The 22,899-nt window shown below is 29.9% G+C and carries 20 protein-coding genes; 2 read left to right on the top strand and 18 right to left on the bottom strand.

Annotated features, from left to right (window positions below; translation table 11 throughout):
• The 18 genes from ACHZDT_RS05455 to ACHZDT_RS05370 all read right to left on the bottom strand — a co-directional run.
• The coding region (locus ACHZDT_RS05455) for a type VI secretion system contractile sheath protein TssC (RefSeq protein ID WP_394773629.1) at positions 1-1,091 on the bottom strand (1,091 nt) is incomplete at its 3' end.
• Between the two features lie 19 nt (positions 1,092-1,110).
• Positions 1,111-1,560, bottom strand: a complete 450-nt coding sequence (locus ACHZDT_RS05450) for a hypothetical protein (RefSeq protein WP_394773628.1) — start codon at positions 1,558-1,560, stop codon at positions 1,111-1,113.
• Positions 1,561-1,611: 51 nt separating this feature from the next.
• A complete protein-coding gene (gene tssO / locus ACHZDT_RS05445) occupies positions 1,612-2,124 on the bottom strand; it encodes a type VI secretion system TssO (protein WP_394773627.1) in 513 nt (170 codons plus the stop codon).
• Between the two features lie 20 nt (positions 2,125-2,144).
• Positions 2,145-3,314 (bottom strand): hypothetical protein, encoded by a 1,170-nt coding sequence (locus ACHZDT_RS05440; protein WP_394773626.1) that lies wholly within the window; start codon positions 3,312-3,314, stop codon positions 2,145-2,147.
• Between the two features lie 39 nt (positions 3,315-3,353).
• Positions 3,354-4,514 carry a tetratricopeptide repeat protein gene (locus ACHZDT_RS05435; RefSeq protein WP_394773625.1) on the bottom strand — a complete coding sequence of 387 codons (1,161 nt, stop codon included), beginning with the start codon at positions 4,512-4,514 and terminating at the stop codon, positions 3,354-3,356.
• 412 nt (positions 4,515-4,926) lie between these two features.
• Positions 4,927-6,249, bottom strand: coding sequence for an SH3 domain-containing protein (locus ACHZDT_RS05430; RefSeq protein ID WP_394773624.1), 1,323 nt, complete (start codon positions 6,247-6,249; stop codon positions 4,927-4,929).
• A 460-nt stretch (positions 6,250-6,709) separates the two neighbouring features.
• Positions 6,710-7,339 carry a hypothetical protein gene (locus ACHZDT_RS05425; protein ID WP_394773623.1) on the bottom strand — a complete coding sequence of 210 codons (630 nt, stop codon included), beginning with the start codon at positions 7,337-7,339 and terminating at the stop codon, positions 6,710-6,712.
• Between the two features lie 371 nt (positions 7,340-7,710).
• A complete protein-coding gene (locus ACHZDT_RS05420; protein ID WP_394773622.1) occupies positions 7,711-8,028 on the bottom strand; it encodes a hypothetical protein in 318 nt (105 codons plus the stop codon).
• 287 nt (positions 8,029-8,315) lie between these two features.
• On the bottom strand, positions 8,316-9,062 hold the full coding sequence (locus tag ACHZDT_RS05415; RefSeq protein WP_394773621.1) for a hypothetical protein: 747 nt from the start codon (positions 9,060-9,062) through the stop codon (positions 8,316-8,318).
• A 344-nt stretch (positions 9,063-9,406) separates the two neighbouring features.
• Positions 9,407-10,315 (bottom strand): hypothetical protein, encoded by a 909-nt coding sequence (locus ACHZDT_RS05410; RefSeq protein WP_394773620.1) that lies wholly within the window; start codon positions 10,313-10,315, stop codon positions 9,407-9,409.
• Positions 10,316-10,421: 106 nt separating this feature from the next.
• Positions 10,422-11,450, bottom strand: coding sequence for an SH3 domain-containing protein (locus ACHZDT_RS05405; protein ID WP_394773619.1), 1,029 nt, complete (start codon positions 11,448-11,450; stop codon positions 10,422-10,424).
• Between the two features lie 122 nt (positions 11,451-11,572).
• Entirely contained in the window at positions 11,573-12,595 is a 1,023-nt protein-coding gene (locus tag ACHZDT_RS05400) for an XAC2610-related protein (RefSeq protein ID WP_394773618.1), read from the bottom strand.
• 4 nt (positions 12,596-12,599) lie between these two features.
• A complete protein-coding gene (locus ACHZDT_RS05395) occupies positions 12,600-14,732 on the bottom strand; it encodes a glycoside hydrolase family 104 protein (protein WP_394773617.1) in 2,133 nt (710 codons plus the stop codon).
• A 15-nt stretch (positions 14,733-14,747) separates the two neighbouring features.
• On the bottom strand, positions 14,748-15,236 hold the full coding sequence (locus tag ACHZDT_RS05390; protein WP_394773616.1) for a DUF4280 domain-containing protein: 489 nt from the start codon (positions 15,234-15,236) through the stop codon (positions 14,748-14,750).
• An 11-nt stretch (positions 15,237-15,247) separates the two neighbouring features.
• Positions 15,248-16,408, bottom strand: a complete 1,161-nt coding sequence (locus ACHZDT_RS05385) for a LysM peptidoglycan-binding domain-containing protein (RefSeq protein WP_394773615.1) — start codon at positions 16,406-16,408, stop codon at positions 15,248-15,250.
• Between the two features lie 12 nt (positions 16,409-16,420).
• Complete coding sequence (locus ACHZDT_RS05380; RefSeq protein WP_394773614.1) at positions 16,421-17,410, bottom strand: TssN family type VI secretion system protein; 990 nt, start codon at positions 17,408-17,410, stop codon at positions 16,421-16,423.
• A 2-nt stretch (positions 17,411-17,412) separates the two neighbouring features.
• Positions 17,413-18,357, bottom strand: a complete 945-nt coding sequence (locus ACHZDT_RS05375) for a type VI secretion system baseplate subunit TssG (RefSeq protein ID WP_394773613.1) — start codon at positions 18,355-18,357, stop codon at positions 17,413-17,415.
• Complete coding sequence (locus ACHZDT_RS05370; RefSeq protein WP_394773612.1) at positions 18,341-18,982, bottom strand: C40 family peptidase; 642 nt, start codon at positions 18,980-18,982, stop codon at positions 18,341-18,343. Before ACHZDT_RS05370 ends, ACHZDT_RS05375 begins: the two co-directional genes overlap by 17 nt.
• A gap of 348 nt (positions 18,983-19,330) precedes the next feature.
• Between ACHZDT_RS05370 and ACHZDT_RS05365 the strand changes: the two genes are divergently transcribed.
• Positions 19,331-20,383: a PKD domain-containing protein gene (locus ACHZDT_RS05365; protein ID WP_394773611.1), complete on the top strand. Its 1,053-nt coding sequence runs from the start codon at positions 19,331-19,333 to the stop codon at positions 20,381-20,383.
• 5 nt (positions 20,384-20,388) lie between these two features.
• Positions 20,389-22,854 carry an AAA family ATPase gene (locus tag ACHZDT_RS05360; protein WP_394773610.1) on the top strand — a complete coding sequence of 822 codons (2,466 nt, stop codon included), beginning with the start codon at positions 20,389-20,391 and terminating at the stop codon, positions 22,852-22,854.
• The last annotated feature ends 45 nt before the right edge of the window (positions 22,855-22,899 follow it).

The raw sequence follows: 22,899 nt of genomic DNA, 5'->3' as shown, positions 1-22,899 counted from the left end.
ATTAATACTTTAGTCACATAATCAAAAACACGCACTACAGAATAAGTTTGTAATCCTAAGTTATCTCCGCTAAACAATGTTTTTGCAGAAAAAGCCATTACTTTTCCGTACTCGTTTACCATAGGAACTAATCCTAAGTTTTCAAGATTTGCAATTTCACTTTTCTTAAGATCAAATTTTACGCCGTCAACTTCATTGATTCCACCAAACTTTTTACCTGCAGTAACCTGAGACATTAATGTTTTGTAAATTTTTCCTGCAAGTGCTGCAGACGGAGCTATGTGTAAATCTTCACTTTCACCAATTTGGTCAAATCTACCGCGGCCTACCAACCAGTTACAAGTCATGATTACGTTTGAACGATATACTTCACCACCAGTTAAAGCAGCAGCATCAAACATTTCCATTACATCATCCGGTTCATCAAGATGTTCGAAATCTGTAACTAACATTACTTTATTTTCATGTGCAATTTTGGCCCATTTTTCAATTACTTTATTTGAACCTAAATAACCAGGAATTACTAAAATACCGTAGTTGTTTTTAAGGTCTAAACGATCGTAATTATCAACTAATTCAGAGTGAATTGCATCGATAAAACGAGTATTATCAAGATCTTTTAATTGCTCTAAATCAGCATTTACGATCGTAACGTTTTTAACTTTATCCGTTTCAGTGTTTTTGAAAAACAAAGCGATTGTTCTGTAAGCAGCTTCGATTTCTCTTGTATCTTCAACAGCCTTAATCAAATTCTTTTTTAATAATGCTTCAGATTCTTTGCTTTTGTCTTCACTTTGCGCAACCATATCCGTCAAAGCCTCATTGCTGCTTAAAACCGAAGTCCAAAGTTCTAATGTCTTTAAAAGTGTTTCTCTTTCTTTAGCTTTGTTGATTTCTCCAAGGAAAATTTTTCTTCTTGCTTTTCTCTCCGGATTTAGGTTTTGAATTCCTTCAATTGACATTTCCAATAAATCAAAACCACCGTATTTAGCCAGTTTCTCAACATTTTTTTCAATTGAACCTCCACTTACTTTACGTTCTAATACTGCTGTATCGACGTCACTGCTTTTATATGCTTCTTTATTTGACATATCTTATATTTTAAAATTCTTATTTGTTTTCTTTTAACTCTTTGATCAATGTTCCCAGGCTTTCTAACAAAGCTTGTTTTGCTTCACCATCTTCTAATGCAGCTTTCAAAATTTTATTCGATTTTAGCTGACGAATAATTTTTTGATATTGATCTTTTTCTGTCTCAAGATCAGATAAAAAACTACTCTGTGATGTAATTCCTTTGATACCAAAATCGCCCAGGTTTTTAAAGTTCAAAGCTTCAACTTTTGTAGCTCCGTCAACAGTTTCAAAATTTACTTTAACCTCTGGTTTAAAATGCTCAAATGCTTTTTCAACACTTGTAATTCCTTCAACCAATTCTGGTTTTACGGGTGCGTCAACAGTTAATTTTTGAGCAACAAGTGTTCTGTTTTGAGGGATTGCAGTGATTGCTTCATCTGCATCTAATTTTACTTCATTACCTCCAATTCCATAATTTGATAACATAATTTTAATTTTTTAATGATTATTTTATTGATTTTGTACTATTATTTATATCTATTGATTTTGATAAATCTGACGGCAGACATCTAAATCCCTGCTTACTTTTTCAAGTTCTTCTTTATACGTTTTAGCCGACTGGTTTAAACTGTCTATTAAATGAGAATTATGAGTAAGGCTTCTGATTTGCTTTTTATAATCAATAATATTCTTGTATGCCAGAATAACATTGTTGTATAATTTTTTATTCTCAGTAGTATCTTTTGGTACTTTTTGATACATATTAGCAATCATAACATTTGCCAGACGCTGCTGAAAATCATTATCTACTTTTGGCGAATTAATCGAGTCAATTGTCATTCTAATACTATCAATTTTTACCGAAAAACTGGTTTGATAATCGTATTCTCTTTTCATCATTTCATTCTCTGCTTTCAGCATTTTATTTTCTGCTTTTGGCATATAAAAATTGAATGATATTGCAGTTATCATCACCACAAAAGTGAGGGAAAATGCAACCAGAAAAGCAAAAAATGCTTTCTGACGTTCTTGTTTGTTTAAAACTTCCATAACTTATTACTATTATATTTTTAATCTTTTATAAAAAAACCATGTCGTTTTGGGTTTTGTACAATATCTTTCTTGTCCGTTTCTGCAACGAATAGTTCGATATTTTCTCTTTTCTTCCCAATATAATCCAGCTTGTTTAGTGTTTCAAATAAGGTTTCAATTTTTGCCAGCGCATTCATCGTCAGTGTAGCAGTTTTATCAATATGTACATGGTCGTAACCGGCATTAATAAGTGAGGTAAATAATATTTCAAGATCTCCTTGTGAAAGATCACACCATTCAGCAAAATAATTCAGTAACTCTTCTTTTCCGGCACCGGATTTTGAATCGATAAAATTTTTCATCACTCTGGCAAAAGAAACCACTGTGCTTAACATCGCGGCAGGATGCTGATGCAGGGAAAACCAACGAAACTGCGTAAGATGTGTTCCTAAAAAATATCCGGTATTGTCTGCCAATTGCATTACCGTTTGTGGTAAAACCCCATTTTGATGTACCCGGTTAATTTTTTGAGAAATCTGTACTGAATAAATTTCAATCTGACCAAACGAACGTGCAATTTGCGCCTGCATGTCTACCAATTTTGGATGACAAGCCACTGTAACAGATGGCGGAATATAATTTTCGTCAAGAACCGTAGTATCGCCAATTAAAACTTTACCAATTGCCAGGTAAAAACCTCCGTATCCTATCCCTGTACGAAATTCTTCGGCTTTGATTAAGTGAAGTTTATATTCCGGTTGCGTGTAGGGATATCTTGGCGGAACTTCGTCCGGATCCGGCTCACCAAACGGAATCCTCTTTTTAGAATTAACAGATATACAGGCCAGTAAAACTAATTGTTCTCCTGCTTTGATCTCATAAGTATCTTCCGGATATGGAACCTGAAGATCTAAAGTATCTGTATTGCTTTTACTAATTTCAATTCTAGAACCGTTTGGAGTAATCGCATGACATTCTTCAACGCGTACACGAAGTAATTTATGATTATCGATTCCTAAAGTAATTTTTGTTGATTCCTTGTTTTGATTACCTGAATCCAGTAATCCATAACTCATAGGTGTTGTATGTATACCTATTGCATCGTTTACCAACTCAGACACATTATCCTGAATCGATAAAAAATGGCTCTTATTGATCTTCATCCCATCGATCCAGTTTACGGGAAAATGATTTAATTTTTCTATCATAATTCTAAATTTTTATTTTGAAATAAGATGTATTATTTCTTATCCTCTTATTTTATTTTCTACTCTAATTATCGCATTGTCATAAACTGTATTTTCCTTAAACTCTTTTGCAAGTTTGTAATAGTTTAATGCTTCCTCAAAATCATTGTCGTTCTCAAAAATCTTGGCAATATTGTAATATGCACTTGCTTTGGTCGTGTTAATTGAGTTACCGGCAGCGTACGTTATTGCTTTTCTGTTTGAATAAATGGCTTCTGCCTTGTAACCTTTTTTAATATACATCAACCCTAAATTTCCATACGCCTGACCAAATACAGGATTGTATTCAATAGCTTGTTTATAAAAATTTAAAGCTGCATCAACATCTTTGTCCTGATAGGCTAAATCTCCTTTTTTATTTAATAAAAGCGCTGTTTTCTTATCGTCATTAGATACATAAACCTCCTCCTGATTATCATCGTTTGATGATCCGCCAATACCAACTTCGTCTACTGTTTTTGAAATTATAGTGTTGATATCTATGATTTCTCCGTTTTCATTTATTTTAAATAAATTCCAGACATTTCCTTTCTTATTTTTTGGGATGTAATATGTTTTAACCAATGACTGGCCTACGTAAACAAATACTTTTGCCGCACTGGCAGATAATTTTGAAGAATTTAAATCCTCTTTATTCGAATAATCATGCACAAAATAATGATAGGTTTGTCCGAATTTTTTATTGTTAATCGTTATCGTTTCAGGACCATAACTATTTGTATCATCAACATCAAGATTAGAAGAACTTCCTTTTTTGTGATCAAAATAAATATGATTCCCCGGAAAACTCAAATGCGAATCCAGATCTTCTGGATATTTTCCCCAGTTTAAAACGATTCTCATTCCGTCCAGATTTTTCATTACTGGACTTAATGCGTATGTTAAATCGTTACAAGGACATTTTACAACCAAACTTGAATAATTTTCTTTTTTAATAATCAGTAAAGTATTCGAATCATCCTGAAAGCCGCCATTAATTGTTGCTCTACCGCTAGAATTGGTTACTCTTTTTGCTGATGATTCTCCATTTCTCTGAATCATCACTTCGGCATTAGCTAATACTTTATCTTTTTCTACAGCTGATAAAACTTGTATGGAAATATCCTGAGCCCTTACACTAAAGCCAAAAACAAGAAAGAGTACTAAAAAATTTATTTTCATTTTATTTATGTGTTTACAATATATTGATTTTTAACATTTACATTACTTTATAACAAGCTTTTTCGGGTTAAAACATAACAATAGCGTGCAATGAGACCATTTTAACTCTCAGGTTTCTTTCAAAATTAATTAACATTCTACAGCTATCTGAAACTATTTTTAGATTTAGATTTTATTAAAACAAACCCCCAATCTCCCGAATTATCAATTAAAAAGAGGTTACTATGTTAAATAATATGAAAATTAAGAATGTATTAATTGCTATTTTTTTTATCTTCATTATCTCTTTAATTATTTTAATCATTTTTCTTCATTTTAATTAGCCTAAAATTCCTCCAGCTAACAAGAGCATCCCGCTCTTGCCAGCTGAGGTTTTTCTTTCAATATGTCAAGGAGCTTTATTGTTTATTTACTACTCAGATTTAATTTTAGTTTTATATATATATCCTTTTTTTCCGGTTTTAGATTGTACTAATAACCAATCGTCTGAGTTATCTAATACTTCTACACTTTCTTCAGTTTTAATTTTTTCAAGTATAGTTGATGAGCTGCTCTTTTTCTCTCGTAAATTCGTATATCCATCTGAGTCATTTATTTTTGTATAATATTTTAAATATCTACCATAAAGATTATAATTGAAATCTTTTAAAGAAATTTTATCATGTACAATTATTTTTACTTTATATTCTAAATCCTCTGTTAAATTCGAATTTGTGATGAAAACATTATTTAATTTAAAATCACTACGATCATTTAAAAACTCGTATTTTATTTCAACAATTTTTGAATCAAGTATCTTCATTTGTTTAAAACTTAACGTATTCTCCTTATAAGATAAGTCACTATAAGAATCTTCTCCTCCTGTTCCTCCTGTACACTTTATGCAAGGAATAATATTAGGGTTTTTCAAATTCAAGACATATCCATTTTTACTATCATTTAACAAAATCATAAATAATCTTGATTCATTATTTTTGAATTCTTGTATATCTGCTAATACAATTATCTTATCTAATAATTTGTCTGTATTTATATAACCTGACAAACTATCTAACATAATATATCCTTTTGGTATAAAATCGTTTATTAATTTTAGTTTATTCGCTTTGTTTTCAGTAGTAATTTCAGAAACTAGATTTTGCTTTTGAATTAATTTGATTTGTCTTTCTAATGAAAAATACACTTTATCACAATCAATTTTTATTTTTTTTAAATAATCAGGGACTGAAGTTAAAGGCTGAGGAGAGTCCAAATAAAATAACCAAAAACTATCTATATCTTCAAGTTTTCTGTTTTTTAAAAGCTCACAACTTAAATTAGAATTTTTAATAAATAATTTTTCAATATTCATCTTGAAATAGCTAACACCATCTGCTTGATATTTTCCTCCTAAACCAATATCAACAATAAGAGTTAATGATTTTTTTGTTTTGTCTTTCGAAATTATTTCGAAAAATTTATCTATATATTTCGTACTATCTTTATACAAAGGATAAGCTTTATCTAAACTATCATTCCATCCAAAAACGGATTTAAAATTTTCAAAATTTTTAGGGAAATTTTGAATGAATTCCTTATCGTTTTTTTCTAAATATGCTTTTTTAAGTTTTGATAAATCAAAATTATCCTTTGCATTCATATTACAAGAAATCAATAATATGAAAATTAAGAATGTATTAATTGCTATTTTTTTTATCTTCATTATCTCTAAAAACATTTTAATTATTTTAATCATTTTCTTCATTTTAATTAGCCTAAAATTCCTCCAGCTAACAAGGGCATCCCGCTCTTGCCAGCTGGGGCTTTTCTTTTCAATATGTCAAGGAGCTTATAAAGTTTAATATTTACTTTACAAGAGAAAAAATTATTTAATCTTTTCTATTAAATAACCGTATTCTCAGGCTTAGTTATTATATCACTATCTATCCATTTTGACCGAATAAAATATTTGTTGTCAAATTCAACTAATATAAATTCAGGAATCATCTTTGATCCAAGATTATATCCACTTAAATTTTCTACATGATTAAGTAATAGCTTCCTATCACTCTCTTTAGCTGTTAACAAATCTTTAAATCCTATTTGATAACCTTCACCATTTGCCGTTATGCTTTCTTTTGTTATATCAATATCGAGTGCCCAACCCGCATTTTGATCACCAATTTTTCCATAGTTTAAATAAATAGAATATTTTCCTAACCACTTGTCAGAAATTTATTTACATCATTTTTACTGTTTGATTCAATAATAATTTTATCAATATAATTTCTTCTCCATTCATTTTCTTTTATATCATCTTTTTCATCTGAGACCTTAAAACTTTGAAGTTTGTCCCATTTATTTTTAGAGTTTAAATAAAACAAATCTGTTATTCGTGGAATTTTTAAATTATAAGATGAATCTAATCCAACATATTTGGTATATTTTTTATCTGTGAAAAACACCCAAATATTGAAATCTTTACTTGTAATTTTACTTTTTTTAACTTTCTCGATTAAAGCGTTATTAACTTCATAAATTTCTCCTTTTAGATTTTTACTTTGATAATCATACCATTTTTTTGCCCCTATCTTAGGTATAATAATAAAAAACAATGAAGATCCTTCTTTTGTGAATAGTTCGTCACAATTTTTAAAAACTCCATCATCTTCAACGCAGATATCTTGCAAATTTTTTAAAAAATCAATATTTTGATTTTCTTTTTCATTGTTAATAACAACACTATTTTCAGAGATATTTTTCTTATCCTCAAGCTTTCTAGAATTTTCTTGACAGCTAGATATTGCATAAATAACTAACGCAATTAGTAATATTCCTTTTTTCATTTTATAATTTTTTTATATAATTTTTTGGTCTATAATAACCGAATCATCCGTCATGTCCTTACAATGCCCACGCTCTTCGAAGTCTCCTGACTTCGTAATCGCTCCAACATAGTTTCAAATATTTTAAACGTATTTTTCCATCACTCTGCTAAAAAATGAAAGCATAAATTATTTTAAGAATTACAAAAAATAAAAAATAACCGATTACAATTATTAAAAATTCCTCCAGCTAACAAGAGCATCACGCTCTTGTTAGCTCAGGCTTTTCTTTCAATATATCAAGGAGCTTTATTGTTTATTTACTATTCAGATTTATCGCTCTTGCCAGCTGAGGCTTTCTTTTCAATATTTCAAGGAGCTTATTTCTTTAATTAATAATAAAGTTTGTTTTTTTCCATTTCAACATCTAAGGATTCATCAAGATAAAAAAGTGAATCTGTTTCAATCTTTCCGTTTTCCATTATTTTCTTTTTTTCATATATAATATAGCCTACAGATTTATCTACTGGAGAAGAAAAATACTTTAATTGCCAAATATTTTTTACTTTTAAATCTAAATAAGACAAACAGGTATAATTACTAGGCTCATATTTTAAGTCATCAACATTTCTATAAAATTCGATCGAATCTTTCTTTTCATTTTCAATTAATGTGTACAATACAATTCTATATTTTTTCTCTTTACTCAAAAATTGCTTTTCAAATTTAAATTTGATATTACTCCCATCAGGTTTAGAAATATCATAGTTTTTAAAATTTGAATATTTTTTTTGATATAAATCATTCTCTTTTTTTAATATGAAATATGCTTTTTTATTAGTTAAATTTTTAAACCAGTTTTTCGCAGCTAGAGTGGAATCCCCTAAAAAGTGTGTTGTATTTTAATCCTTAAATTTAACTGAATTGTCTTGTTTCCCGGTACAAAGCAATAAAACATGTTAATACGATAATTAATTTATTTTTCAACATAGAACAATTAGTAACAAAAGTTAAATTTAATCAACATACACGAACCCTTTTTCCATTTTATCCACGTTGTGAAATCTTTGTAATTCTCTACATATTCACAACTTGTTTTAATCGATTTTATTTTCATAGAATCTCCTTTAATTTGTAATGCTTGATACCAATAATTTTTCTCCTCAATACTTATGTTTTCTACATTTGGAGTCAATTCTATAAATGAAGATTTAATATATTTTTCCCACAACATAAATGTATATTTGATGTTTTTCTTATTTATAAGCTTTTTTTCTCGGTTCACATATACAATCACAAAATCTTTATCTGTTTCTGGAAATTCTGCATCAAAACTAAAAACTTGAATTTCTATATCAGGTATTATTTGTCTTACTATTGTTTTTTTTGGTAGATCAATTTTATATAAAGTTTCATCATCATTTTCTATTAAAGAAATATTACCAAATACCGTTTTATCTAGATTTAGAATCTCAACTTTTTGATTTATGGAAATAGAAAGAACTCCTTCACCTCTCAACTTATTTTCAGTATAAAACTTAATTCCATCATATTCACTAGTCTGCGACTCTAATGAGTCAATTGTACAATCATCCTGCAAATCTGCTGAATTATTAGTCTTTATTTGTGCTGTATGATTTTTTATATTTCTCACAACAACTTTAGATGAATCTTTAATATCATTTCGTTTTAAGCAAGAACTAAATAGAATAGTAAGTAATAATGTTATATAAAGTCTTTTCATAGTTTATTTTTTATAAAGTTCCTCCAGCTAACAAGAGCATCCCGCTTTTGCTAGCTGGGGCTTTTCTTTTCAATATGTCAAGGAGCTTTATTGTTATTTTTTATTTTATTATTTCTAGTCCTCTTTAGTGGTATTAGAACATTAAATATTTTATTCAGATTTAATTTTACTTTTAGAGACAAATCCTTTATTTCTAAATTTTATTAAAACAAACTGCCAATCTCCGGAATCATCAATTTCGTAAATTATTAAAAAGCTTTGTTTCCAGTATTTTAGTAATTGTCTTATTGATTTTAAGTTTTCCTTTCCTTAAATTAATTTAGAATAAATAATTGACTTTAAATCTAATTTGTTTTCTTTTTCAATAATTGCCAGTCAGGATTTATAAATCTTTTACTTTTTATATAAAATTGATTATTTTCCTTTTTAACAAGAAAAGTACTTTCGTCTTCATCTGAAGTACAAGTACCCTCACCTATATATTGCAATTTTAAAAATTCATTATTTTTCGTAATACTATAAGTTCCCTCACAATATGCTTCAAGTGAGTTTTTTGTCCCTATAGTTAAAATAGCTTGTTGAATTTCGAATTCAAAATAAAAATTAACCTCAATTGGGTCTCCTGTTTCAACACTTGATACTTTAGTTTTAATAAAATAATCACCTTTTAATTCTACTATTTTCTCCTCTCGTGATAACTGTTTACTAACTAAAAATTGAGCTTTCCAGTTATTATATTGTGAATCATTTTCTTTATTTATAGTTAGAGCAGTTATATTTTCCCATGCACCATCTTTCCATTTAAAAATCACTTGCTTGAAAGGATACTTTGGATAATATGGAACATCCATTTTATCATTATGAATTAAATATTTTTTATCTATAATCATTATATAGATATCAAAGTTTTCTTTTAAATTATTAATAGCCATTTTACCCACTTTGTCCTCTTCTCCTTCAACATCTATTCCTTCAACTAATCGTTCTCTAGGAACTAAATATATTTCTGCGTTTCCTAATGTATTTATTGCACTGGACTGATATATACACCCATAATCAGGCACAGTAAAATAACCATCCATATATGAATAATCACCACATTTTAAAAGATTATCTAGTAATTTTTCAGAATAGTCATTATTACTTAAAATCAAATTAGTACTTAATGTCTTTGGTTCCATAATCAAAGATTTTTCATTATTATTCTTACATGAAATAAGAATAATAATTAAAAGGCATATATATTTTTTCATTTCTATTTTTTTTATAAAATTCCTCCAACTAACAAGAGCATCCCGCTCTTGTCAGCTGAGGCTTTTCTTTTCAATATGTCAAGGAGCCTTATTGTTTTATTATTGACTATTCGGATTTAATTTTAGTTTTATATATATATCCTTTATTTTCAGACTTTGTTATTACAAACCACCACTCTCCAGAACCGTCAAGCACTTCAATTTTTTCTCCAGATTTAACTTTTTCAATTATTGTAGACGCACTATTCTTTTCCTTTCTTAAATTAGTATAACCATCTGAATCATGAATACTATAAATATGTATTATATAATTTTCAAATAATGAGCTGAATTCATCATCATAATATTTTTTCTCAATTTCATCTAGATTAGTTTTTATATTCCTCTCTAACGATGGTAAAATATTATATTCAATAATTGTTTTACTTTTCCATCCAGAAGCGATGGATGGTGAAAAATAAGCATTTACAAAAGGCTCTTTTTTTATCTGTTCTTTTAACTCTTTTATAGATAGTTTATCAACTGTTTCTTCATCAATCAAAAGACTGGTATTTTCTACATCACATTCTACTAAATTATCAACAAAATATTTTCGATTCGTTAGTAATGCTTCTGGTAATGATTTATTTATATAATTAACTAAGTCGTTCTTCTTATATAAACTAGCACCTTTAATGAAGAAATTTGGTTTATAAAGAAATAATTCAAATAGAGACAGCTCATAATCCTGTAAATGATAACTTAGCGAATTATCTTTAAATAATTCATTTAAAATATAATATAATTCTATATCGTTGGTTTGTTGTATTCTTACTAATAAGATTTTGATGAAAAATACTTGCTCATACTCACCGTTATCAAATTTTTTTTTATTTAAAAAATTAAAAAATTTCATACGGTACAAATTATCTTGTAATGAACTTATTTTAATATTTTCTATAAAATCATTTTCATATTTAAATTTGTGAAATTCAATATCCTTAATGAATGACTTAGACAGAGTTATACCATCCAAAAGTTTAGCATCATTTTTTACTTTATTAATACTGTTTTCATTATTTAAATTTTTACTTATATTTTCTTTACAATTTGTAAATACTAAAACTAAAAGTGTTATGCTTAAAAATCTTTTCATAGTTTATTTTTTATAAAATTCCTCCAACTAACAAGAGCATCCCGCTCTTGCTAGCTGAGGCTTTTCTTTTCAATATGTCAAGGAGCTTTATATCAATTATTATATTATTATTACTATTTATGCTATTTAATATCTTCTTGCTTTGATTTAATTAATTCCCACTTATTATTCTTTAACTGGTAAGTCATTTTATTTATTTTACAACACCCAATAGGATTTACAGTAGTTAGTGTTTTTTTTTCTATATTAATTTCAGAAGGAAAAACTCCATTTTGAAGAGGAAAACTCTTATCTTCAAAAAACTCTCCATTTTTGTTTTGAAAAAAATATGAAAATAAAGCCCCTCCATTACCGCCTATATCCCATATATAAGCAAAATCTTCCAATCCATCGAAGTTATAATCTGCTATTATAAAGTCATGATGATTTTCCAAACTTTCATTTATGCTTTTTTCTTTTTTAAAATACGAAATTGCATTACACGGTACATTATCAAAAGATATCCATGAACTAGGTTCAAAACGAATATCTTGAGTTAAAGAAGGATCACTTTTTTGAACAATTATTATTTTTGCAATTAAAGGGTTTAAATTCTTTTCCTTATTTTCAAAATCAGTTCCTATTACCTTAAAATTAAATTTGGATGAAAGGTTGCTAACCTCACATACAACACCTTTAATAGTTTCTTCCTGTTCACATTTGCTTTTTTTAACTTTATTTAACTTTAATTGATTTACATATATATCTCCTTGATAATTATCTAAAGTCCATTCAGAAATTCCTTTTTCTCTGTCTATCCATTTAAACCTGTAAGAAGAAAGCTCTTTTTTATCTAAATATAAATAAGTAATTCCATCTTTTTCTTTTACATGATCAATTGTAAAATCTGAATCCTCCATTGGAGTTTTTTCATGTATTACAGAATTATTAACTATAATTGATTTTGAAATATCGGTGCAATAAGTAAACTCGTTATTTTGTCTTTTTTCTACAAACAACCAAGTTCCAGTATATTGCTTAACATCTTCTGTTTTAATATTACTACTACTTTTTTCAACTATTGCATTATGCTTTTTATCTTGAGAATTACATGAACTTAAACTAAGTACAGATATTACAAAGAATAAAATTATTGAGCTTTTCATATTTTTAATTTTTTCTAATTTGTGTTACAGTATAAAAATTTCCATTATAAACAGTTTTCCCTTTAAGCGAATTGTCAGAAATGTCTAAATAAAGACGGTTACTGTCGCTAGCGCCTTTTTTTTCAAAACTAGTACCAACATCATAAAAAGAATAATAGATTTTCCCCTCATCACATCCCCTACCAATTATTACAATAAAGTGATCGGTTGAATGATCCGCATTATTATTAATTTTATAATTTAAATCATGATCTACACCTACTTGAACAGGATTTCCTTTCTCCAATTCACTATCTAAATACTCCACACCTTTTTTAGAAACCCCTGTATCTACAATTAATTTTGTATGTGCATCATTTTCAATTGCAGTTTGAAATAATCTTGAAAGTGAGGTAGCTTTTAGTCCATTTTTTATTAATATATCATCACAAGTTTTTTTACAAGCTTTATCTTGCGCCAATTTATTTCCCCACTTTGAATCATACTGACTTTGCCATTTAACTTTATCCGTAAGGTCGATATGTATCTTTTTACAAGATTTACAATTTGCGGAATCATCTGATTTGCTATCGCTACAACAATTATAACCGAACTCTTTAAGAAAACCTTTCTGTAGATATAAATTTGTCTTTCCAGCGAGTTCTTCTTTTAAGCATCTATCATATTCTTTTAATGCTCCATCCATTGTTTGAGTTGGTTGCCCATATCTTCCAGGAGGCAAACTTGCCCATTCATAACTTCCATATTTCTCAAGAGCTTCCTTGATTTCATTTTTAATTATTAGATCTATACTTCCTTTTCTTTTATGCTTTAAGATTATTAGACATAATTTATCTTGAGATTCATTTTTGAAATCTTTTATATTATATCTTTTTATATAATCATGATCTTTTTCATATACTCCAGCTTTTTTATTCTTACTGTTAAGCTTTTCACCATTTAACCAATAATAGGTATAGCCCATAATTTGATAAGCTCCTGCTGCAGATGAATAATAATTACCTGAATGTATTATTTCTTGTGGATGATTACTCATATCTGAGAAACTTCCACCTCCAAATTGTTTTGTATATCCGCTTTCTCCTTGAGTTCCCTCCCCTTTTCTTAACATTCTCATAAATGCTCTTACTCTAGCTTCACACTCACAAACAGAATTTTTCTCCCCTTTCTTCTCCTCCTTTTTATCAGGTGTAAAAAGTTTTGCAAGACTATTAACAATCTCTATAGGATCCGGTAAAATTGTGGGCATTGCTTTTAGCATTGATTCAGCCCAATCATAGATGGTTCCGCTATCAGTTTTTGGCACTCCCTTTTCCTCTTTTTTTGATTGTCCTTTTTTCGCGGCTGGTGGTGTTGGTTTTGCTGCAACAGGTTTTGTTACTGGTTTTTGAGGGGTTGCTTTTGCTTTTGTATCAGCAGTTTTATTATTAGGGTTGGTTACATTAATATTATTGCTGCTTTTTGTTTCTTGCCTGAATATTTCTGCTGTTACATAATATTCATGCGTTTTGCCTTCGCTTTTATCGCCTTTTGCCAATTGAGCATCTGCCATTTTTGCAAAATCAGGTGCGAGTTTAAATTTAACGTCTGCAATACCGTTTGATACCAGTTCTGACTTTGTTATCGCTTTATTATTTTTATTTATTTCATTATGTCCTGCGCCCGGAGCATCGTCTTCCCATAAGGTAACATGAACTGCACAATTATCAAGATTTAAGCAATGTACTCTTGCTAAAACAGTCTGACTGTATGCAAAAGGTTTGGTCTGCAAGTTTCCTAAGGCATCGCATAATTCTACTTTTACTATTTTGCGTTCGATAGTATCAAGAGGCTTAATATCTAATGTTGCTTTTTCATTACCCAAAAGGGCAACTATTCGTATACCTTTCCTTTTTAAACTTACTGCTGTAAAAGTATAGTTGGCAGTGGGTCCTGTTTTATTATTTTTTTCTTTTAAGATCCACTTTCCGTACTCTAATATATAGATAGACCACTTTACCTGTTCAGTAAACGGGTTAGTAGCGACAGGATTTATTTGTCCCGGCAAGCTTGCAGGAAAATTTGAAATACTTGTTTTGTAAATTATTTCTTTTCCTATTTCAGGATTTTCTGGACCTATTATTTTAAAATTTGACATACGCTATATTTATTTTCAAATAACTTCATTATCATCCATACCCGCCTGAAACATTGCCATATCTACCATTGGGTTAATTTGGCTATGTACTTCAGGATCTGCTTCTTTAAAATTTTGTTTTCCTGCTTCGGCTTTTTGTCCGTGTTTGTCTACTTCTATACAGTCAGGGCCTCCTATTGGGCATGTTCCTTTACTGTCTTCAACCAGTATTTTTCCTTTATTGCTTAACGTTATTTTTTCATAGAAACCTGTCCACTTTGTAATAGTGGCCTGACATGGCAAATAATCACCACTTCCGTTTGGCTGCATTTTGCATTTTCCAAAAGTGTTTTTTTCTAATGTCTGTCCAATTTCCTTATCAGTGGCAATGAGTTTTTTTTCAGCATCTTTATCATTAGAATAATGCTTCTTTTGCGATTTTACCTTTAATGTATCCGTTTTAGGCTCTACGCTAAACTTACATTTTAAGGTTGCTCCCTGTACAACCAGATGCTTTTCACTCATAACTTTATTTTTTAATAACGTTTAAAAAGTCCTTTAAAAAAACCGTCCTTTTTTTTCTCTTCAGCAATAAAAATAGATTGCCGGCTTGCTATTGCAACTTCTTTTTTCTCATTAAGATTTCTAATTTCTATAGTAACCTTTCTTGGAGAAGCAATATTTAGCGTACATTCTAATGCTATTTTTTCAATCGAATAATGATTTGGATTTAGTGAATATACTGCACTATAATAACCTGCAATTTCATCATCAATTAAATATTTTTCTTTCAAATCCTCATCTGTAAATTCTCCATTTTGCTTAATTACAATTAAATTGGATGCATCCAGATATTCTTCTATTTTTTGTTCAGCATCTGTATTTACAATTGCTTTTTTAGGCATGATTGAAAAACGGGTATCTTTTTCTATTACTAAATTTGATCCGTAACAAGTGTGAACTCCATTAAAAAACACTTTTAAAAACCAATCATCAGAAAGTGATTTCAGCAAACTTTCCTCATTTCTTAATGTATATTCTATAGCATCAATATATCTAAGAACCTGTTTTCCGTCATAATAATCAAGAACCTTGATTTTTTCATCTTCCCAACGTTCCTTGATTGTTTGGTAATTAAAAATATCGATCCAGTTTCCGTTTTGATCCACCACAACCTGCATTGGATATAAAATACTAGACGCCATTTCTGCCAATACATCTACTTTGGTATCAGCCTCACTTCCGTCAATTAACACTTTTGATAATCTGTCAATTTCAAAAAAGCAAATACCATTTTTGTCTGCACGCAGCCATTTTACACTTACGTCAAACTCTATTTTCTTTACTTTATCTCCTTTTTCAATAGCATATTTTACTTTATAACTATTATTAATATTTATAGGATAAAAAGGAATAGTAAAAGCTTTGCTGCCAAACACTACTCTTTTACGAACAGTTTCAACTGATGATGTTGTAACTTCGATATCTTCCGGAGCCAGAATCAATAATTCTAAATAACTTTTAAAATCAGCCTCAATCAAATCCGGAATATTGCAACGCATATTGTGATATCGCCTTAATTCCTGAGCCTCTACTCCAAGCTCACTGGCTACACTTTGCAATGTATCTCCCTTTCTTATCTTATAGGTGCGGTAATTGTCGTATGACGGCACCTCAGATTCATTTATATAATACATGCTTTCTAAATATTAAACTTGTTCTACTGCTACTTTTTCATCCTGCTTTACATCGGTGGGAGCCTTATGTTCGTAAACAAAGTCAGGATCTTTCAACTTATCTTTCTCCTTGACAGTAGCCTCTTTTTCCTTTTGTCTTTTACATATAATTACGGAGTTCTCTGTAATACCATTCATTCCTAAAGTATAGTTAGCATCAACATACTTGGCTGATTCATACCATTTAGGCTGAAGGAAAAACACCCAATTGCAATTTTCACCGTTATGGGTCAAATCTATCGTACTATCTGCATTGTGATCATTATATCCTGAAACAGTGTGATAAAATAAGTTTCCAAAATCAATTCGAACAGGACCTTTGGATCGTAAAGAAGTAAACTCCTCGCTATTTTCTTTTTTCTGAATCAGTAAAGAAATAAGCAATAAATCTTTCATTTCTATGCCTTCAACTACGGGAAAAGGATTATCTCCAGGTGGGATTTTCCAGGTAACAAATTCTTTTGGCGGGATTTGCATCATAAAATTAAATACGGCGTAAACTCCTGTTGGTACTATGAAAACCATAAAATGCGAACACATCAGGAAAGTCAAAGTAATTCCGTTTAGTGCTGTATAAATAATTATAAACAAAACACTTGAATACAATGTAATCACAAAAGAAAGCAGCAATTCAATACCAACATCTCCTCTTTTATAAAATTCCTCAAGATAAAATCGATACAGGTAAACATTTAGAATACCGAACAATAAAGAGGTTATTTGATAAAAAAGAAATTCATCAGACAGTTCTGTAAATAATTTGTTATATCCTAAAAAGGCTACCAAGGCATAAATAAGCACAAACGAAAAAACATAGATATAAAATTTTCTTTTATACTTGCTCACAAAATCCTTTACTTTATCGTTAAATACCATTGTAAGTATAAAACTTACTGCTATAATTATTACTAAAAATACAATAAGCCTAACGTCAATAAGTGCTCCTAAATGCTTTTTTATCATTACTAAATTCTTGTTGTATACCCTAAAACAGGTTGTTTACTAAAATTAAATTCTTCAGTTTCCTGATTCATCACCAAGACTATTTTTACCTCTACTTCCATCGGGAAGAAATGTTCGCAAAAACAATCTATAAATATTTTTATTTCTCCATCGTTGACATAATCCCCAAATGGTTTATTCTGTATGGGTCCAATTTCGATGGTAAGATTCATAGAATAATCCATATAATTATTTCCACTTATAAAATCTACGCCCAATCTATTTTCTCCTAACCTGATCTCCTCGCCCTCATCGCTAAATTCCTTAGAACTCGTTGATGTAAAACTAACTTTCTCTTCTATAATACTTGATAAACAGCGACAAGCCATATCAATATCTCCAACAATTTTATAAGCATATGGCAAAAGCTGAATGAACTTAGATACCAAAACTGCTGGATAAATATGCGGTAAACCCCAAAAATCATAGAAAAAATCCAGCGGCTTACTTCCGTTTAACTTGTATAAAAAATCTCTTTCAACGCTTTCTATTTTTGTTTTGTAATGAAAAATTTCATTTTCAAAAGGCATGAAAAAATTACGTGCTTCGGCTTCCTGTTTTTTCTGATGTTTATGTTCCCTGATCATCTGTTTTACAGACTTATCAGCATTATTTTCGGTTAAACTATGTACAAATCCCTCCGGAAGCGCATCATACATACTATCTCTGGACAATTGTATGTTAAGATATTCCTGCTTATCATAATTATCATCCTGAATTGTCGCTCCTAAAACATCGCTCCTGTACGCTCTTGAAAATTGTCCCTGATTTGAAATCGTAATTTCATCAGGCACTACCTCATTGCTCTCCAGAAGTTCATTTGCTATAACTTCGGCCCTGATATCATATGAAATACTTTCTATTTCATGCACCAGATCCTCAAGACTTTTTTTACTTTTTCTTTGCATCTTCGTTGATTCGTCCTGCGCCTATGTAACGTAATTGAAAATATTCGTCGTTGAAATTATATATAGCAAGCCCTTTATCAGTACAAGCCAAAATTCTGTCATTGTGCAGGTATAAACCAACATCAGAAATAGGATGATCTTTGTCGTATCTAAAAAATACAAGGTCACCTTCGGTCAAAAAACTTCTTCCCGTAAATATCTGAATGGATTTTGATTTCCACATTCCTGCCGGATCTTTCGGCAATGTGGTTTTGTAAACATCACTATACAAAGACTGTAAAAAATAGGAACAGTCAATTCCTTTTTTAGAAAAACTTTTCTCTTTATACGGCGTATTCAGCCACGGATCTATGTATGCGTATAATTTGTAGTTGGTAATTTTGTTAGGCATCACTGCCAGTACTATGGAGTATTTTTCCTTAAGTGCTAAAACATCATCACTTAAATTTTCTGAATTGTCATTTACAACTGATTTATTCTTTAATCCAACTTCTTTCATTTGGGATTGCTTTTTTAGCAGATCTAATGAATAATCGTATTTGAACGGAATCTGTGATATATATTTTTGAGCATGACATTCAATGCACAAATGCATCATCAGAAATAACAAAACTGCCTGCTTCATAAAATATATTATTTATTATTTTACCGCCATTTCAAATTTTGGTAACAATTAAATTCTAATTTTTAACCTTTGCAACTCCAGAAAATAAATTTATTTTATATTTTCGATTAGTTTAAAAAACTAAGAATTTTCCTTTTTATATGCTAACTTGCTTACAATTAAAATTTTACGAAAATATTTACTTTTTCGGATCATCAAAAACAAACGTACCAAATTATTTTGTAAGAATACAATTTTTTTTTGTAGAATTTATAGTAATAATATAAAGTTTTTTAAATATTTAAAAGCTACTTTTGTTTTCCTTTTGTTAAAAATAATCTGACGTTGTAAAAAAAATAAAATTTTAAAATGTTTAAAAAAAATATTGATATTAGAGTTGTGTTTTTCTTTGCCATCTTGCTGTTAATTGGAATTATTGTTTTTATTGTCCAGTTTTTCAATCATGTAGATTGTGAAAATGCTAAGTTTTATGTCTTCTCAGACAACTCGCAAACCGAGGAATCTATTGAGTTTTTTGACAAAACGCCTAATGCAAAATCATGGCAATGGAATTTTGGCGACGGCTCTGAAACTGATGTAAGAAAACATACTTTTCATATCTATAAAAAACCGGGAAAATACTTTGTAAGCCTAACGATAAATGGGGATTGCATGCACACAAAAGAAATTGATATTAAAGACAAATATGCTGTCGATAAATTAGGAACTCCTCAGATTATTATCCCCAAAATTATTACGGCGGGTCAACCCACATATTTCAAATCTGTATCTGCAGAAGCTAAAACCTGGGAATGGGCATTTGGTGAAAACAGAGGTATTGATGAAACTTCGCCGGACCCTGTTTATACTTTTGCAACTCCGGGTGAAAAAACAATTACTCTTGTTATAAACGGAAACTTTAGCACAGTTGCAAAAAGGGTTATTTATGTTCATCCGAGGGTGATAAAAAAGACAAATCCGCTAGATGTGACCTCTTATGTTTATGAAAAAAGTGCCGAAGCTTTTGCATTACCAAGAGGAACAGCAAAAAAAGATCCACTAGACGAAATGCTGCAATATGTTCCGGTTGCGCCAAAAAATAAAACAAAAAAAGATAGTGTTGAGGTCGTTAAAAAAGCGCCTAAAATATCTGAAGATCAGTTTGAAATTTTACTGAATAAAGTCGCTGAAGGAAGTAAAGTAAAAGATGATTTTGCCGAATATTTGTGTGATGATCTTGATATTCCAATTGTGAAAAATGATGCCGATCTGATTACTTTTTCTCAATTATGTGCAGCAATCAAAGGAAAAAAAATCAGGATAGAATCAATTCGCCTTAATAAAGACAAACAAAACAATTGTATTAAAGGATTAAATATCAGCTACAAGGTCAAAAAATACCTGATCTGGTCTAAAGATTAAATTTTATGGAAGAAGAAAAAAATGTTTTCAGCATAGAATTATTAAGCGCACTGGAAATTGCTAAAAAAATTGCTAAAGCCAATTTAAATAAGTATTACTCAGCATCTCATTTATTAAAAGCTGTTTTAAACCGGGATTTATCTCTTTTAAAACGTCTTGAAGCTATGGGCAAGGATGTTTATTATCTTGATGAATGGGCAGAAGTACGCATGGAAGAGGAACCGAAGACAACTAATGTTCTCGATGCCGAACCAAGTGATTTGATTGATGATATCATAAAAGAAGCAGAACAAGTGCGAATTGCATTAAATGAGGATGAAATTAGCCTTTATGCCATTATTGCAGCGATCAGTTCGCCTGGCGTAGGTTTTAATTTTGACCAAATGAAAACGTATCCTATTTCGAGAAATGAACTGCTCGAAGATCAGGTAATTATTCCACAAAATGAAAATAATACCAAACAGGAAGTAAAAAAAGGATTTTTAGGTAAATATGCTATCCATAAAAATATTGAGAAAAAAAAGAACCGAATACTTGCCATTGGTCGTGAAACGGAATTAAATACGATAAAAGAAATTCTTTGCCGATTCTCTAAACCCAATGTGCTTTTAATTGGTGACCGAGGAATTGGGAAATCGATATTGATTGATACTCTGGTTCAAAATGTAATCTCGAATCAGGTTCCGGATGCATTGAACAAAGTGCAGCTTTTTGAATTGGATTTATCGTCGTTAATTGCCGGAGCTTCCTATAAAGGCGAAATCGAAGATCGCTTAAAAAACTGTATTCAGGAATTGAAACAGTATCCAAAAGCAATTCTTATAATTGAAGAAATTCATACGCTACTAGATAAAAATGGAGGGGATTCCGGAGTTTCGAATGTATTAAAAGGTGAATTAGCAAAAGGTTTGAATATAATTGCTACTTCTACAATTGATGAATATTCAAAAAGAATTGAAAAAGAACAAGGTCTTTCGGGAATGTTTGAAATTGTAAAACTCGAAGAATCAGATGATGATACTTTATTCCGAATGATTCGTGAATCGATTAAAACCTATCAGGAACATCATAAAATACAAATTGATGATGAAACTATATCAGAATCAATACGGTTATCACGCCGATATTTAAAAGAGAAAAGCTTACCAGAATCTGCCATAAATCTTATCGATCACACGATGTCAGTTTTGAAAACTTCAGGTGAAACTTTTTTAAAGGAAAAACAATCTATTCTTGATAAACTTTCCAATTTAAAGCAAAATGATGCTGCTTTATCAGAAGATCAATTAGTTAAGGAAGCTAATTGGTTTTTGACAGATTTAATTCATAAAACAGCATTTTTAATGGATGTAGATGAGCAAAATGACGATAAAAATTTTGACAATTCTACATCGATAATCAATTATATTGAGAGTCTTATTAAAACTCTTGAAGAAAAAGCATTAGATAAACGTGTTCATATTGAAGCATTTGACTTATCGCTAATCATTGCTAAAAAAACCGGAATTCCTGCGGGGAAACTTAAAGAAGAAGAAAAACAGAAACTTAATAATATTGAAGAAGTTTTAAATAAAAGAGTTATTGGTCAGGATCATTGTATTGAAACAGTTGCAGGGTCAATTTTAGAATCAAGATCCGGATTGAGTAAAGCCGGACAACCTATTGCGTCGTTCTTTTTTTTAGGACCAACCGGAACGGGAAAAACAGAATTAGCAAAAAGTTTAGCCGAATTTCTTTTTCAGGATGAAAACGCCATAATCCGATTTGATATGTCGGAATTTAAAGAGGAACATTCAGCAGCGTTGCTTTATGGAGCGCCTCCCGGATATGTAGGTTATGAAGAAGGCGGATTATTAGTAAACAAGATCAGACAAAAACCATACTCCATTGTTTTATTTGATGAAATTGAAAAAGCGCATGCTTCTGTTTACGATGTCTTTCTTCAAATTATGGATGAAGGAAAATTACACGATCGATTAGGAAAAGAAGGTGATTTTTCAAATGCTATTATTCTTTTTACCTCAAATATTGGAGCTGATCATATTGTTGATACATTCAATAGTGGTAAAATTCCAACTTCAACTTCATTGATGGAGATTATGGGAAATTATTTCAGACCTGAATTTTTAGGACGATTGACTGAAATTGTACCTTTTGCGCCTATCAGTAAGGAAAATGCTTTGAAAATATTCGAAATCCATCTTAAAAAAGAATTCATGGATTTATTAAAGAATATCAATATCAAAGTCGAAATCCCGATGGAAGCTAAACTTTATCTTGCCGAAAATGGATACAATGCAAAATACGGAGCAAGACCTATTAAAAGTATTATAAGAAGTCATTTGCGACGACCATTGGCTAAAAAAATAATCTCCGGAGAAGTAAAAGATGGTGATACAATGACGGTTATTATTGAAAATAACGAAGTAAAATGGATTAAGCAAGAATTGATAAATATTTTAGAAAACTAATTCCAAGAAAAACAATTATATAAAAAACGCTAAGATAATCTTAGC

Source organism: Flavobacterium sp., assembly GCF_043722275.1.
Taxonomy (GTDB): domain Bacteria; phylum Bacteroidota; class Bacteroidia; order Flavobacteriales; family Flavobacteriaceae; genus Flavobacterium.
This window is presented reverse-complemented; position numbering and strand designations above follow the sequence as displayed.